Raw genomic sequence first — 14,973 nt, 5'->3', positions numbered from 1 at the left:
CCCTAACCCGCCGCCGCGGCCCCGGACCCGTCCGCGTGACCGGCGCCGCGCGCGGCGGGGGCGGGCTCGCTCCAGGTCTGCCCGCACAGCTCCCGGGCCAGGCCGACGGCGAGCTGGTCGATCCGGCGGAGCAGCCGCGCCGCGGTAAGCCGGCGCGTCCGCTCGGTACCGGGACCGGCGGCGGTCCGTGACGCCGCGTCCGCCTCGGCGGCGTCGAGCAGCTCCTCCGCGGAGCCGACGCCGTAGTCGGCGGGGCCCGCGCCACTCGGGTGCTCGCGCCGGTCGGCGGGGCCCCAGGCGTCGTCGAGGATGCGGCGCAGGCCGTCGAGGTCGGCGCGGACCCGCTCGGCCGCGGGCTCCAGGGTCGCGGCCCAGCCGGGCACCGACGCGGTCGCGGCCTGGGCGGCGAGCTGGCGGGTGTAGTGGTCGACGGCGCCGACGACCCGCACGGTGTGGTGCACCCCGCGGCGCAGCGGCCTGCGGGCGACGGGGTGCTGCAGCGGGACCGCGCGGGTCCGCACGGTGGCCACCGCGGTGTCCACGGCGCGGGCCTTCTCCAGCGGGTCACCGGCGCCGGGACGGCCCAGCGCCGCGTCGACCGAGGTGTGCAGGGAGACGTCGACGGCGGTGAGGGCGTCGTCGAGGGCCTCGGCGAAGGCCGTGCGCGACCGGGTGGGCAGGATCAGGTAGGCGGCGAGCATCCCCAGCGCGCCGCCGACGACGGTCTCCTCGACCCGCAGCACCAGGGTCTGCACGCTGAACTGGCCGATCACGCCGTAGAGCAGGGCCAGCACCGCGGTGATCCAGAACGCCATCATCGCCTGCGAGATCCGCACCAGGTACAGGGCGAGGAACACGCAGACGAACAGCAGCGCCAGGCTGGCGGCGACGTTGCCGCCCACCAGCAGCGCCAGCAGCATCCCCGCCACGACCCCACCCGCGGTGCCGACCGCGCGGGCCCAGCCGCGGCTCAGGACGTCGCCGCGGCTGGCGGTGCCGGCGAACACCACGAACGCGGCGATCACCGCCCAGTACCAGCGCGCCGGGGAGACCAGCTCGCCGACGACGATCGCGAGGCTGGTGGCGACGCCGACCTGCACGGCCTGGCGGGTGTGCAGCGCGAGCCCGCCGAACCGGTCCCGGCCCGCCGGCGGCGGCACCTGTGCGGGGACGGGCTCGGGTGCCGGGTCGCCGCCCGCGGTCTCCCGGTCGGTGTCGTGGTGCTCGGCGATCCGCAGACGGGCCTGCTCGACGGTGGTCTGCATCGCATCGGCGAGCCGGACGACGGCGAACCCGATGCGCTGCTCGCGCGCGGCGGGCCCGACCCCGGCCGGCCGGTCCACGATGTCGGCGACGGCGGACCGTGCGGCGTCGTAGAGGCGGGCGGCGATCGCGCCGGGCGTCCCGACGGCGGTGGCCGCGGCGAGGGCCCGCAGCCCCTCGGCCAGTTCGGCGCGGTCGTCGTCGGGGATCGGGTCGTGGTGCTCGACCGACCGGCGGACCGACATGGCGACCCGTTCGGCCGCGAGCTCGGAGTCGATGATCCACTGCCGCAGGCCCGCGACGGGGCCGGCCGCGCCGTCGGGGCCGTCGTCGGTGTCGTCGTCGGTGTCGTCGAGCCGGTCGGTCACCAGCAGCGCGGTCTCGTTGAGCCGGGCCTGGGCACGCACCAGCGGGTCGAGGTCGGGCTCACCGGCGGTGGTCTCCACCGCCTCGACCGCGGTGAGCAGCAGCGCGTGCAGCCGCGCCTCGAACGCCCGGAACAGCGCGTCCAGCACGGCCTCGGAGCGGCGGGTGAACACCAGGCAGCGCAGCAGGAAGGTGCTGCCGATGCCGATCACCGCCCCGGCCAGCAGGAACGGCAGCTCGCCGGGGCCGGCGTGCAGGAACTGCACGAAGAAGAACGGCATGAACGCCGCCATGCCGAGCGCGACCCCGCGCGGCCCGTACCGCCGGACCGCGACGGCGACCATCATGACCAGGACGAACACGACGTCGGCCGCGACCCGGTCCGTCGCCAGCAACGCGGACACCGTCGCCGACACCGCGGCGGGCACGACCATCAGGGCGGTGGTGACCCGCCGTCGCCGCAGGTCGTTCTCGTTCACCGCCAGGTTGCTGATCATCGCCAGCACCACGGAGAACAGCACGATCGTGACCGGCTGCCCGGTCAGCGCACGCAGCACGCTCGCGGCGACCGCGGCCAGCAGCATCGCCGCGGTCGCGACCGAGGCCAGGTGCAGCCGGGTGTGGCCCGGGTCGACCGCGGCCGCCCACGTCCGCAGCTCGCCCCACCGGGCCGGCACCGGCAGGCGGCGCCCCCGCTCGACCGTCCCCGTCACGGTGCGAGTCTGACACGCACCGCGGCCCGGAGGTCCCTACCTCAGTTCGCGGTGCGGGCCTGAGGCGGCAGCGACGCGGTCGGCACCGGGTTGGTAGCCCCCGGGACCGGCTGCGAGGTGGGCCGGGCGACCCGGATGCCGAGCACGTCACCGGCGGCCGCGGCCATCGCGCGCATCCCCTGGGCGTTGGGGTGCACCGGCGCGGCGGGCGAGGTCGGGACCAGGCCCTCGACCCACTTCACGCCGGGCAGCGTGCAGGCGTCGTGACCGATGGTCGGGGTGTAGGTGTCGACGTAGTCGACACCGGCGTCGCGAGCGGCGTCGGCCAGCATCGCGTTGAGCTTCTTCTCGGTCTCGCGCAGGTAGGCGGTGTCGCCCGGGCTGAACGGGATGACCGGGTAGCAGCCGGGACCGGTGTCCGGCAGGATCGACGGGTACCCGACGACGGCGACCCGTGCGGCGGGCGACCGGTCGCGGATCCGTGCGAGCACGTCGGAGACCTTGGACTCGGTGTCGTCGATCCGCTCGGCGAGCTGGTCGGTGCCGCCCGCGGTGTAGAAGTCCTTGCAGGCCGCGCCGAACAGGTTCGCCGAGGAGCGGCGCACGCACTCGCTGATGATCCCGGAGAAGCCGATGTCGTTGCCGCCGATGGTCAGGGTGACCAGCGACTCGGAACCGTCGAGGGCGTCGAGCTGCGGCGGGTTCGGGCCGGCCTGGACCTGCTGCGGGGCGGTCATGTCCTCGGTCGTCGCGCCGCTGCAGGACACGTCGGTGAAGCGGCCGATGCCGGCCGAGCGCGCGAGCACCGACGGGTAGTTCTGGTTCGAGCGCAGGCACCCGGACGGCGTGCCCTGCTGCACCGGGACCAGCGGGCCCGCGGCGTAGGAGTCGCCCAGGGCGACGAAGCGCCCGACCGGGGCGGTGTCGAGGTTGCGCGCGGACAGCGTGGTCTCGGCGAACGTGGTCGGCGCCTCCGCCTGCGCGGGCGCGAGGGCGCTCATCCCCGCCGAGCTCAGCAGGGTCATGGTCGCCACGGCGAGCCACCGGGACGGACGGGGACGGCGCACGGGCTCTCGGACCTCCGGTCGGACGTCGCCGGCGTGGGCACGCCGGTCCTGACCGACCAACGATCATCGTCGCCGACCGGTTACGCCCCGTTCGGCGCACGTGACGGGCCGGGTCCGACCCGGCCCGTCACGCACCGTGGGCGGGGGCTCGCTCAGTCGGTGAGCCTGCGCAGCGACAGCGGTGCCACCAGGCGGTGCCGCAGCGCGGTCGCGTCCCAGAGCTCCGGCTGCGACGGCATCGACGCGAGCCGCCCGGCGGCGACCACGCCGGGGTCGTCCATCGGCTCGCGGACACCGGCGAGGAAGGCCCACTCGTGCTCCTCGCAACCGATGTAGACCCCGCGCCCGCCGGTCTCGCCGAACACCGCGGCGAAGCGCTGCCAGGCCGAGCGCAGCGTCGCGTCCCGCCACACCGCCGGGCTGCCCGCCTGGAACACCAGGACCCCGCCGGGGGTGAGCCGCTGCGCGCAGGCGCGGACGAAGTCCTCCTCGTAGAGCCGGTTGATCTGGGCGTCGGGCTCGTCGGGGCGCTCGTCGGGCAGGTCGACGACCACCAGGTCCCAGTGCTCGTCGGACTCCAGGACGAACTGCCGACCGTCGCCGTAGGTCAGGTGCACCGGGCCGTCGCCGCGCTCGGCCGCGGCGAGGGACTCGGGGGTGTAGCCGTAGGGCAGGTACTCGGCGCAGATCCGGACGGCCTCGGCGTCGATGTCGACGTGGTCGACCCGGCTCGCACCGGCGGCGACCGCCATCTCCGACGCGACACCCTCGGAGGAGCCGACGATCAGCACCCGGTCCAGCTCGCGGGCCAGCAGGGCGCCGGGCCACACCAGCGCCTCGTGGTAGGTGAGCTGGGTGTGCTCGGTGGACTGGCGCTCGTCGTCGCAGAAGAGGGTGACGCCGTGCGCGGTGTCGGCGACCACGACGTGCTGGAACCCGGTGTGCGCGACGTGGTGGACCCGGCCGAGGTCCCAGCGCCGGGTCAGGCCGGACGAGATGGGCTCGGTGACGGTGCGCGGGGCGCCGCCGCGGTCCACGACCTGCAGCGCGGTGTCGGTCGCGCCGACACGCTCGGCGAGGCGGCGCACGGCGTCGACCGGGTCGGCGCTCTCACCGCAGGTGAACACGTCGACGTGCATGCCGCCGTGCTCGGGCCAGGTGTGGATCGAGGCGTGCGACTCGGCCAGGACCGCGACGACGGTCGCCCCCTGCGGCTCGAACCGCTCGACGACCACCTGGCGGACCTGGGCCCCGGCCTCGGTCAGCGCGGCGGTCAGGTCGCTGCGCAGGCGGTCGCAGTCGTCGAGGACCTCGGGGGCGATGCCGCCGAGCTCGGCCAGGACGTGTCTGCCGACCGGTGACGACGTGCTGGGCAGCGCGGGTGCGCCCGTCCCGAGCCCGACGGCCGGATGCAGTTCTCCGGCCGCGGCGGCGGGCACGGACATGATCGGCGAGATGGAGGATGACACGTCCGGACACGTTAACCGGGATGTGGGAGCGACGCCCCCTCCCCCGCGACGAGCACCTCCAGCGGGCCGAACCCGTTGAACCCGACCGAGGCGTAGCTCGAGGTGTAGGCGCCGGCCCCGAGCAGGTCGACCACGTCGCCCGCGGCCAGGTCCAGCGGCAGCGCGACCGGGGTGCGGCGGTAGAGGACGTCGTCGCCGTCACAGGTGGGGCCCGCGACGACGACCGGTCCGGGCGGGCCGCTGCGCCCGGGCACGCGCAGCGGGTAGGCGATCGCCTCGCCCTCGGTCTCGGCGAGTCCCTGGTAGCGGCCGACGTCGAGGTACACCCAGCGGCGGTGGTCCACGCCCGGGCGGCGGGACACGCGCAGCACCCGGGCGCGCAGCACCCCGGCCGGGGCGACCAGCGCGCGGCCCGGTTCCAGCAGCAGCGTCGCGCCGTCCACGTGCCCGGCGTCCACAGCCGTGGCCACCGCGGCGCGCACGGCCGCGACGTAGTCCTGCGCGGGGGCGACGGCGGCGCGGTAGGCCACCGGCCAGCCGCCGCCCAGGTCGAGCTCGGGACGGCGCAGCCCGGCCCGCCCCGCGGTCGCCAGCGCGAGCGCGACGGCCCCGGCGTAGGTGGCGGGGCGGGTCTGCTGGGAGCCCGCGTGGAAGGTGACCCCGGCGGCGACCAGGCCGCGGTCGGCGACCCGCCCCAGCAGCGCGACGGCGGCGTCGGGCGGCGCCCCGAACTTGCCGTGGAACGGCGTCGCCGAGCCCGTGTCGTCGACCGAGAGCCGGACCTGCACCCGGGCGCCGGGGACCTCGGCGGCGAGGGCGTCGACGTCCTCGGCGCTGTCGGTGACGAACCGGGTGACGCCGTCGCGGGCGGCCCGGGCGGCGGCACCGGGGCCACGCACCGGGTTCCCGTGCTGCAGCGTCGCCGGGTCCGCACCGGCGGCCAGGCACAGGTCGATCTCGGCCTGGGAGGCGACGTCGAACCCGGCCCCGGCCGCGACGAGGGCCCGCAGCACGGCGGGCTCCGGGCAGGCCTTGACGGCGTAGAGGATCCGGGCGTCGCCGAACGCGGCGGCCAGCGCGCGGTACCGCTCGCCGGCGACGGAGGGGTCCAGCGCCAGGTACGGCGTGGGACGGTCGGTGGCGAGCAGCTGCTCCAGGGCGGGGCTCAGGTCGTGCACGTGGTGATGCTCTCCCCGGCCGCACCACCCGCACCGGCCGGGGTCTGATCTAGGTTCGGACGATGACCGCACCGAAGCCGCAGCGCCGCGCCCGGAAGATCGCGATGACCCCGGAGGAGGTCACCGCCTTCCTCGACGCCGAGCGCACCTGCCGGGTCGCCACCAACGGCGTGAACGGCCCGCACGCCACCCCGCTCTGGTACCTCTGGGACGGCGAGGCACTCTGGCTGACCTCGCTCTCGCGCTCGCAGCGCTGGGTGGACCTGCAGCGCGACCCGCGGATCGCCGTGGTCGTCGACGCCGGGCACGACTACGCCGAGCTGCGCGGGGTCGAGCTGCGCGGCTCCGTCGAGGTCGTCGGCGAGGTGCCCCGCACCGGCGAGCCGAACCCGGAGCTGGAGCGGGTCGAGCAGGCCTTCGCCGCCCGCTACACCGGCGGCCAGGTCGTGATCGACGGACGGCACGCCTGGCTGCGGCTGCGCCCGGAGAAGGTCACCAGCTGGGACTTCCGGAAGATGTGATCACCGGGTGTGAGCGGGCCGGTGCCGGATCCGGCACCGGCCCCCTCTCCGGTGGCGATCACCGGGAGCCTCCCGAGCCGTCCATCGCGAACCCGCGGTACCCGTCGCGGGCCACGGTGGACAGCTCCTCGCGGTAGGCCTTGTGCCCGGCCATGTAGAACATCACCGCGTTCGGCTTGCCGGGGATGTTCGCCCCGAAGATCCACGAGTCGGCCTTCGGGAACAGCGTGGCGTCGGCGATCTCCCGGCAGAGCCGGGACCAGCCCCGCTCGGCCTCGGCCGTCGGCTCGATCGTGCCGATACCGCCGCGCTCGGCGTGCCCGATCAGCTCACCGATCCACTCGACCTGGGCCTCGATGCTCGGCGGCAGGTTGGTGAACGGCCCGTTCGGCCCGAGGATCATGAACATGTTGGGGAAGCCCGCCTTCGACACACCGAGGTAGCTCGACGGCCCGTCGGTCCAGTGGTCGTCGATGTGGCGGCCCCCGCGGCCGCGCAGGTCCATCGCCCGGTAGTTGCCGTCGACGGCGTCGAAACCGGTCGCGAGGACGAGCACGTCGAGCTCGTGCACGACTCCGTCGGCGGTGCGCACCCCGGCCGGGGTGACCTCCGCGATCGGGTTCTCCCGGACCGAGACCAGCTCGACGTCGTCGCGGTTGAAGGTTTCGTAGTACCCCTCGTTGCAGATCGGGCGCTTGGCGTAGAGGTCGGTCGGTGTGAGCTTCCGGGCGGTCTCCGGGTCCACGACGATCTCGGAGATCTTGCGCCGGATGAACGCGGCGGCCGCGGCGTTGGCCTCGGGATCGGTCGCGATGTCGCAGAACGTGCCGAACATGAACCGGAACCCGTTGCCGGCGTCCCAGTTCTCCTGGAAGACGCGCTCGCGCTCCTGCGCGGACACGCTCATCGCCTCGACGGCGCTCTCCTCGAACCCGAACGCCACGACCGAACCGCGCACCTGGTCCCAGATCTCGGGGAAGTGCTCCTTGGTGCGGTCGACCTCGTCCTGGGTGACCGGTCGGTTGCCGGAGGGCACGTTGTACTGCGGGCTGCGCTGGAAGACGGTGAGGTGAGCTGCGCGCGGGGCCGCCGCGACGATGAACTGGGCGCCGGTCGAGCCGGTCCCGACGACGCCGACCCGCCGCCCGGTGATGTCGAGGTCGTCGGGCCAGGCGTTGGTGTGGACGGTGCGCCCGGCGAAGGTGTCCAGCCCGGGGAGGGCGGGGATGTTGCTGCGGGCCAGCAACCCCAGGGCGTTGACCAGGTAGCGGCAGCGCACCGTCTCGCCGCCGGAGGTGCGCACCCGCCAGAGACCGGCGTCCTCGTCGTAGACCGCGGCGGTCACCTCGGTGCCCAGCGTGATGTCCCGGCGCAGCCCGTACCGGTCGACGACGTGCTCGAGGTAGGCCAGGACATCGGGCTGGTCCAGGTAGCGGGTGCTCCAGTTCCATTCCTGCAGCAGGTCCCGGTCGAACGAGTAGCGGTAGACGAACCCCTCGGTGTCGGACTTCGCGCCGGGGTACCGGTTGAAGTACCAGGTGCCGCCGACGCCGTCGCCCTTCTCGAAGGCGCGGACGCTCAGGCCGAGCCGGTCCCGCAGCGTGTGCAGCATGTAGATCCCGCCGAATCCGGCGCCGACGACGACGGCGTCGACGTCGGGGGTGGTGGACGTGGTCATGGTGTGCTCCCGGTGGGTGTCGAGGGGTCAGCCGCGGTACCAGGCGGCGAGGGCGGCGAGCTCCTCGTCCGCCTCGGGCGCGGTGCCGGCGAGGAACGGGAAGACGTGCTGCATGCCCGCGACGACCGACAGCGTCACGTCGACACCGGCGGCCCGGGCCCGGTCGGCGAGCCGGACGGCGTCGTCGAGCAGCGCCTCGGCACCCCCGGCGTCGACGTAGAGCCGGGGGAGGCCGGTGAGGTCGGCGTGCAACGGGTTCGCCAGCGGTGCCCGCCGGTCGACGTGCCCCTCCCCCAGGACGCCGGCGATCATCCCCTCCAGCAGGGGCACCGTGACCAGCGCGTCCGAGGCGGCGTTGGTGACGAGCGTGGCGCCGGTGTTCTCCATGTCCAGCCACGGCGAGAACGCGACGACCCGGCCCGGCAGCGGCCGGCCCGCGTCGCGCAGGGCGAGCACCGTGGCGACCGCCAGGTTCCCGCCCGCGGAGTCACCGATGGTCGTCACGTCCGCGGGGGCGGTCCCCCGGGCCAGGAGCGCCTCGAACACCGCGACGGTGTCCTCCACCTGTGCCGGGTGCCGGTGTTCCGGCGCGCGACGGTAGTCCGCCACGAACGCCGTGGCGCCGACGGCCCGCGCGACGTGCCCCGCGAGCTTGCGATGGCTCGACGCCGAGCCGACGGCGAACCCGCCGCCGTGGGTGTACAGCAGGACCTGCGCGGGATCCGCCCCGACCGGCAGCGCCCAGATCCCGGGGACACCCCCGAGCGACTCCTCCCGGTAGGTCACGTCCTCGGGTTCACGGGTGGCCTGGTGCCACTCGTCGAAGATGCTGCGGAACAGCCGCGTGGTCAGGTCCGGGGTCGCCGCGATGACGGCGGACCAGTCGGCGTAGAGCGCGCGCAGCGCGTCGGACTCCGTGGACGCGCCCGTCGGGCGGGTCGGTGGTGCCGTCGTCATCGCGGTCCTCCTCCGGTCGGCCGGAGCGACGGCGGGCGCCGCGCCGGCGGTGGCGTGGCCGTCGATGGTGGGCACCGCGGAGGCACCGCGGGTGTTCCGTTCTGGAACGCCCACCGGCCACTCCCCCTGGCCAGGATGGTGTGACCTGGGGCACCGTGGACGTGTCCGCAACGGGCGGCGAGGGGCGGATCGGGGCGATGACGCGTCGGGACGAGGACACGGCGGTGCCGGCCCTGTCGGCCGGGCAGCGCCTGCGCATCCGGCGCAGCCGCGAGACGCTCGTCGACGGGGGGCTGCTGGCGCTGCCACCCGGCCACGCGGGCGTGCCGCCGCTGATCGAGCAGAGCTGGCGGCGCTGCATCGGCGAGGCGGTGCCGACGGCACCGGAGCGCATCGGCTACGCCGACCCCGGCGACGACCACACCGCGCTGCGCCGGGCCGCGGCGCCCGTGCTGGAGCGGCTCGTGGACAGCTTCGCCGACGTCCCGGTGGCCATGGTGCTGTCCGACGCGACCGGGCGCATCGTCCGCCGCCACGTCGGTGTCCGGCGCCAGCGCACGCTCATGGACCGGGCGAGCGCGGTGGAGGGCTCGGACTTCTCCGAGCGGTCGGTGGGCACCAACGGCATCGGCACGGTGCTGGTCGAACGACGCCCGGTCCTGGTCCGGGGCCCCGAGCACTACAACGCCCTCCTGGAGAACCTCACCTGCGCGGGCACCCCGCTGGTCGAGCCCGGGACCGGCCGGACGGTGGGCTCGCTCTCGCTGGCCTGCGCGGTGCGCGACGTGCACCCGCTCATGGCGGTGATGGCCGCCGACATCGGCCGCCAGATCGAGGCCCGGCTGCTCGACGAGGCGGGCGAACACCGTCGCAGGCTGGTGCGGGCCTACCTCGCGCTGGAGCGGGCCACGACCGGGGCGCTGGTCGTCGACGCCGACACCGTCCTGGCCGACCGGCACGCGCTGGCCCACGCCGGCCCGGACCTGCACACCCTGCTGTGGGACCTCCTGCGCGACGGGGGCCCGGACCGGCCACGCCGGATGCGGGTGCCGATGCCCGACGGCCCGCACGACGCGGTCGTCGCCCCGGTCGAGGGCACCGGGGGCACCGCGTTCAGCGTCCGGCTGGCGCCCCGCCGGGCGGCACCCGCGGTGGCGGCCCCGGCCACCGTCCGGGGAGCCGCGCTCCACCACGACCCGGAGGTCGACCACCGGCTCCGCGAGGCCGTCTCCCACCGGGAGACCGTCGCCGTGACCGGCCCCGGCGGCAGCGGGAAGCTGCGGACCGCCCGCCGCGTGCTGTCCCGCCTGGGCCACGACGGCGCCGTGGTCGTCGAGCCGCACCGAGAGCCCGAGTGGTGGGAGACGGCCCGCGCGGCGCTGGCCGCCGGTCGCGGGCTCGTCCTGCGGCGGGTGCACCTGTCACCGGGGCCGCGCCCAGCGCTCCTGCGGGACCTGGCCGCGACCGGCGTCCCGTTCGTCCTCACCGCCGACGCCGACCCCACCGACGACACCACCCCGGCCCTCCTCGGCCAGGTCGCCACCACCGTCCGCCTCCCGGCGCTGGCGGCGGGCCGCGAGCACCTCCCGGCGCTGGTGGGGACGCTCCTCGCGGAGCTGCCCCCGCCCGCCTCGGGGTCCCGGCTGTCCGGCGCGGCCCTGGACCGGCTCCGGGCCTGGCACTGGCCCGGTGACCTGGCCGAGCTCCGCACCGTGGTCACGGCGGCGGCCCGCCGCGCCGACGGCGGTACGGCCGGCGAGGCCGACCTCCCCGACCGCCTGCGCACCGCCGGCCGGGAGCTCGGTCTGCTGGAGGCCGCCGAACGCGACGCCGTGGTCGACGCCCTGCGCGCGGCGGGCGGGAACCGCACCCGGGCCGCCCGCACGCTCGGGATCGGGCGCAACACCCTCTACCGGAAGCTGCGCGAGTTCGGGGTGTCCTGACCCGCGGCGTTCAGGGCCGCCCGGTCACCAACGGCCAGAGCCCGTCGGCGCCCGCGTCCAGCGCGGCCGCCCCGACCCGGTCGTTCCAGAACGCCTCGTCACCGTCCTCGTCGCGCCAGGCCCACAGCCGGGTCGTGACCAGCCGCAACGCGTGCTCGCGGGTGAACCCGATGGCGCCGTGCACCTGGTGGGCGATCCGCGCGACGGCCGTCGCCGCCTCCGAGCAGCGGGCCTTCGCCGCGGCGACGGCGAACGCGGTCTCCGGGGCGGCGAACCCCGCGCGCCGCGCGGTCGAGGTGGCGGCGGCGGACGCGGCGGAGGCGGCGGCGACCTCGGCGCCCGCCTCGGCGAGCATCTGCTGCACGGCCTGGAAGCGGCCGATGGGACGACCGAACTGGGTGCGCTCCCCGGCGTAGGCGACCGAGCGGGCCAGTGCGCCGCGGGCCGCGCCGGCGAGCAGCAGTGACCGCGCCAGCGCCGCCCGCAGGGTCAGCTCCGCCGCCGCCCCGGCGGGGGCGGTACCGGTCGCCAGCGGCGTGACCCCGTCGAGGGTGAGGCCGTCGCGCGGCTCCTCGGCGAGGTTGGCGCCCTCGGTGACCGCCGCCGCGCCCGTGTCGAGCACGAGGACCCGGTCGCCGTCGAGGACGACGACCGCGGCCAGCGAACGGCCCCACGGCACCCGGGTCAGGGCCGCCGACACCGGGCCGGCCGGGCCGCCGCTGCCGGTCACCGTGCCCCCGGCGGTCCCGGCCGGGCGGTCCCCGCCGGTCGCGTCGGTGACGACGGCGGCCAGCGGCCCGTCCGGCACGGCGAGCCCGGCGGCGCGGGCCAGCCACCCGGCGAGCAGGTCGGTCTCGGCCAGCGGCAGGCGGGCCGCGTCGGCGCCGGCGACCTCCAGCAGCACGGCGGCGTCGTCGAGGGTGCCGCCGGTGTCCGGGTCGGTCAGCGAGGTCAGCCCGGCCCCGGCACACGCCTTCCAGGCCGCCGTGTCCAGGCCGGTCCCGTCACGGTCGTCGGAGCCGGCAGCGAGGATCGAGGCGGCCAGGTCGGCCAGGTCGCTGTTGCGGGCCATCAGCGCAGTCCCATCCCCCGCGCGACGATGCCGCGCAGGACCTCGTTGGTGCCGCCGCGCAGGGTGAACCCGGGTGCGTGCAGCACGGCGTCGGCGAGCAGCCGGGCGAACCCGGACTCCGCGCCGGGGTCCGGCGGGATGTCGACCAGCAGCCGGGCGGCGTCGACGATCTCGTTCTCGTAGCGGGTACCGAGGTCCTTGACCAGGGCCGCGGCCAGCTCGGGTGCCCGGCCGGACTCCAGCGCCCCGGCGACGGCCAGCGACATGGCCCGCAGCGTCCACAGCCGCGACACCAGCGACCCCACGCGACGACGGGTGCCGGCGTCGGCACGGCCCGCCCCGGCGAGCTCGCCGACCAGCGACGCCAGCAGCGGATAGGTCGACAGGAACCGCTCCGGTCCGGAGCGCTCGAACGCGAGCTCGCCGGTGACCTGGGCCCAGCCGTTGCCCAGCTCGCCGAAGACCCGCGCGTCGGGGATGAACACGTCGTCGAAGCGGACCTCGTTGAAGTGGTGCGCCCCGGTGAGCAGCGGGATCGGGCGGATCTCCACCCCGGGCGAGTCCAGCTCCACCAGGAACTGGGACAGCCCCGCGTGCCGGTGCGCGTCGTCGCGCGGCTCGGTGCGCACCAGCGCGAAGAACGCGTGCGCGTGGTGCGCCCCGGAGGTCCACACCTTGGTGCCCGACAGCCGCCACCCGCCGTCGACGCGGGTCGCCCGGGTCCGCACCGACGCCAGGTCGGAGCCCGAGTCCGGTTCGGACATGCCGATGCCGAAGTACACCTCGCCGCGGGCGATGCCGGGCAGGAACGCGCGGCGCTGCTCCTCGGTGCCGTGGCGCAGCAGCGACGGCCCGATCTGGCGGTCGGAGATCCAGTGCGCGGCCACCGGGGCGCCCGCGGCGAGCAGCTCCTCGGTGACGACGTAGCGCTCCAGCGCGGTCCGGCCGTGCCCGCCGTACTCGGTGGGGATGGTCATCCCGAGCCAGCCGCGTTCCCCCAGCCGCCGCGAGAACGACTCGTCCCAGCCGGAGAGCCACACGTCCGCACGCGGGGTCCAGCGGGCGGCGTTGCGCTCGTCGTCGAGGAAGGACCGGACCTCGGCCCGCAGGTCCGCCAGCCCGGCGGGGAGCTCGACCGGGTCGGGCACGAGCTCGGGCAGGGCCGCTGCCGGTGTCGATGTCGCTGCCACGGGCATCATCATGACCCAGCCCCGCCGGCGCCGCCGGTGTCTATGGGCCGGCTCACCGGGGTACGTTCCGGGCATGACCACCAATGCTGACGAGCGCAGGGTGCTGGATGCCGTCCCCACCGGCCTGTTCATCGGCGGCCGGTGGCGGCCGGCGGAGAACGGCGCGACCGCGAAGGTGGAGGACCCCGCCACCGGAGAGGTGCTGACCGAGGTCGCCGACGCCTCCCCCGCCGACGGCATGGACGCCCTCGCCGCCGCGCACGCCGCGCAGCCCACGATCGCCGCGATGGCGCCGCGGGAGCGCAGCGAGATCCTGCGCCGCGCCTACGACCTGCTCCACGAGCGGATCGACGACCTGGCCCTGCTCATGACCCTGGAGATGGGCAAGCCCTTCGCCGAGGCCAAGGGCGAGGTCGTCTACGCCTCGGAGTTCCTGCGCTGGTTCTCCGAGGAGGCCGTGCGCATCGACGGCGGCTACCAGGTCGCCCCGAACGGCCAGACCCGCTTCCTCACCATCCGCCAGCCCGTCGGCGTCTGCGTGTTCGTGACCCCGTGGAACTTCCCACTGGCCATGGGCACCCGCAAGATCGCCCCGGCGGTCGCCGCCGGCTGTGCGTCGGTGATCAAGCCCGCGCCGCAGACGCCGCTGACCATGCTCGCGTTCGCGCAGGTGCTGGCCGACGCCGGCCTGCCCGACGGCGCCCTGAACGTCATCAACGCCACCGACGCCGGCGCGGTGATGGAGCCGATCCTGCGCGACGGCCGCGCCCGCAAGATGTCGTTCACCGGGTCCACCCCGGTCGGGAAGCTGCTGCTGTCCCAGGCCTCGGACAAGGTCATGCGCTCGTCGCTGGAGCTGGGCGGCAACGCCTCGTTCATCGTGCTCGACGACGCCGACGTCGACGCCGCCGTCGAGGGCGCCATGATCGCGAAGATGCGGAACATGGGCGAGGCCTGCACCGCCGCCAACCGGTTCTACGTCCAGCGCGGCGTCGCCGAGCAGTTCACCGCGAAGCTCGCCGAGCGGATGGGCGCGCTCAAGGTCGGCCGCGGCACCGAGGAGGGCGTGAACGTGGGCCCGCTGATCGACGCGAAGGGCCTGGACAAGGTCACCGACCTGGTCGCCGACGCCGTCGCCGCCGGTGCCTCGGTCGCGATCGGCGGGAAGGCCCAGGACGGGCCGGGCTACTTCTACCCGCCGACCGTGCTCACCGACGTGCCGGTGAACTCCCGGCTCAACCACGAGGAGATCTTCGGCCCGGTCGCGCCGATCACCGTCGTCGACAGCGCCGACGACGCACTGGCCGCGGCCAACGCGACCGAGTTCGGCCTGGTCAACTACGTGTACACGCGCGACCTGAACCGGGCGCTGCACATCGCCGAGAACCTCGACAGCGGCATGATCGGGCTCAACACCGGTCTGGTGTCGAACCCGGCCGCCCCGTTCGGCGGCGTCAAGGAGTCCGGGCTGGGCCGCGAGGGCGGCAACGTCGGCATCGACGAGTTCCTGGAGACCAAGTACGTGGCCATCGGCTACAGCGGCTGACCTCACGCAC

Annotated in this window: 11 protein-coding genes; 3 read left to right on the top strand and 8 right to left on the bottom strand. The window is 75.5% G+C overall.

What is annotated here, in order from left to right; translation table 11 throughout:
* Positions 1 to 2: 2 nt before the first annotated feature.
* From ND486_RS29500 to ND486_RS01925, 4 genes are all read right to left on the bottom strand, one after another.
* Positions 3 to 2,342 carry an FUSC family protein gene (locus ND486_RS29500; protein ID WP_251782468.1) on the bottom strand — a complete coding sequence of 780 codons (2,340 nt, stop codon included), beginning with the start codon at positions 2,340 to 2,342 and terminating at the stop codon, positions 3 to 5.
* Positions 2,343 to 2,383: 41 nt separating this feature from the next.
* Positions 2,384 to 3,367 carry an SGNH/GDSL hydrolase family protein gene (locus ND486_RS01935; protein WP_251782984.1) on the bottom strand — a complete coding sequence of 328 codons (984 nt, stop codon included), beginning with the start codon at positions 3,365 to 3,367 and terminating at the stop codon, positions 2,384 to 2,386.
* A 194-nt stretch (positions 3,368 to 3,561) separates the two neighbouring features.
* On the bottom strand, positions 3,562 to 4,878 hold the full coding sequence (speD, locus tag ND486_RS01930) for an adenosylmethionine decarboxylase (RefSeq protein ID WP_251782467.1): 1,317 nt from the start codon (positions 4,876 to 4,878) through the stop codon (positions 3,562 to 3,564).
* 11 nt (positions 4,879 to 4,889) lie between these two features.
* On the bottom strand, positions 4,890 to 6,047 hold the full coding sequence (locus ND486_RS01925; protein ID WP_285898171.1) for a type III PLP-dependent enzyme: 1,158 nt from the start codon (positions 6,045 to 6,047) through the stop codon (positions 4,890 to 4,892).
* Positions 6,048 to 6,118: 71 nt separating this feature from the next.
* Between ND486_RS01925 and ND486_RS01920 the strand changes: the two genes are divergently transcribed.
* Positions 6,119 to 6,577 (top strand): pyridoxamine 5'-phosphate oxidase family protein, encoded by a 459-nt coding sequence (locus ND486_RS01920; protein WP_251782465.1) that lies wholly within the window; start codon positions 6,119 to 6,121, stop codon positions 6,575 to 6,577.
* A 58-nt stretch (positions 6,578 to 6,635) separates the two neighbouring features.
* Here the strand turns inward: ND486_RS01920 and ND486_RS01915 are convergent, their stop codons facing one another.
* Both ND486_RS01915 and ND486_RS01910 read right to left on the bottom strand, forming a co-directional pair.
* Positions 6,636 to 8,255: an NAD(P)/FAD-dependent oxidoreductase gene (locus tag ND486_RS01915; protein ID WP_251782464.1), complete on the bottom strand. Its 1,620-nt coding sequence runs from the start codon at positions 8,253 to 8,255 to the stop codon at positions 6,636 to 6,638.
* 27 nt (positions 8,256 to 8,282) lie between these two features.
* Positions 8,283 to 9,212 carry an alpha/beta hydrolase gene (locus ND486_RS01910; RefSeq protein WP_251782463.1) on the bottom strand — a complete coding sequence of 310 codons (930 nt, stop codon included), beginning with the start codon at positions 9,210 to 9,212 and terminating at the stop codon, positions 8,283 to 8,285.
* 197 nt (positions 9,213 to 9,409) lie between these two features.
* Here ND486_RS01910 and ND486_RS01905 point away from each other — a divergent pair, with 197 nt between their 5' ends.
* Positions 9,410 to 11,155: a sigma-54-dependent Fis family transcriptional regulator gene (locus tag ND486_RS01905; RefSeq protein ID WP_251782462.1), complete on the top strand. Its 1,746-nt coding sequence runs from the start codon at positions 9,410 to 9,412 to the stop codon at positions 11,153 to 11,155.
* Positions 11,156 to 11,165: 10 nt separating this feature from the next.
* Here ND486_RS01905 and ND486_RS01900 read toward each other — a convergent pair whose 3' ends face one another.
* Positions 11,166 to 12,227, bottom strand: a complete 1,062-nt coding sequence (locus ND486_RS01900) for an acyl-CoA dehydrogenase family protein (protein WP_251782461.1) — start codon at positions 12,225 to 12,227, stop codon at positions 11,166 to 11,168.
* Positions 12,227 to 13,423 carry an acyl-CoA dehydrogenase family protein gene (locus ND486_RS01895; protein WP_224402946.1) on the bottom strand — a complete coding sequence of 399 codons (1,197 nt, stop codon included), beginning with the start codon at positions 13,421 to 13,423 and terminating at the stop codon, positions 12,227 to 12,229. The genes ND486_RS01900 and ND486_RS01895 overlap by 1 nt, the downstream gene beginning before the upstream one ends.
* A gap of 67 nt (positions 13,424 to 13,490) precedes the next feature.
* On the opposite strand from ND486_RS01895, the gene ND486_RS01890 reads away from it, so the two are divergent.
* Complete coding sequence (locus ND486_RS01890) at positions 13,491 to 14,963, top strand: NAD-dependent succinate-semialdehyde dehydrogenase (protein WP_251782460.1); 1,473 nt, start codon at positions 13,491 to 13,493, stop codon at positions 14,961 to 14,963.
* Positions 14,964 to 14,973 lie beyond the last annotated feature (10 nt).

The sequence above is a fragment of the Pseudonocardia sp. DR1-2 genome (genome assembly GCF_023717215.1).
Classification (GTDB): domain Bacteria; phylum Actinomycetota; class Actinomycetes; order Mycobacteriales; family Pseudonocardiaceae; genus Pseudonocardia; species Pseudonocardia alni.
Note: the sequence above shows the minus strand (reverse complement) of the source record. Positions and strands in the feature narration are given on the sequence as shown.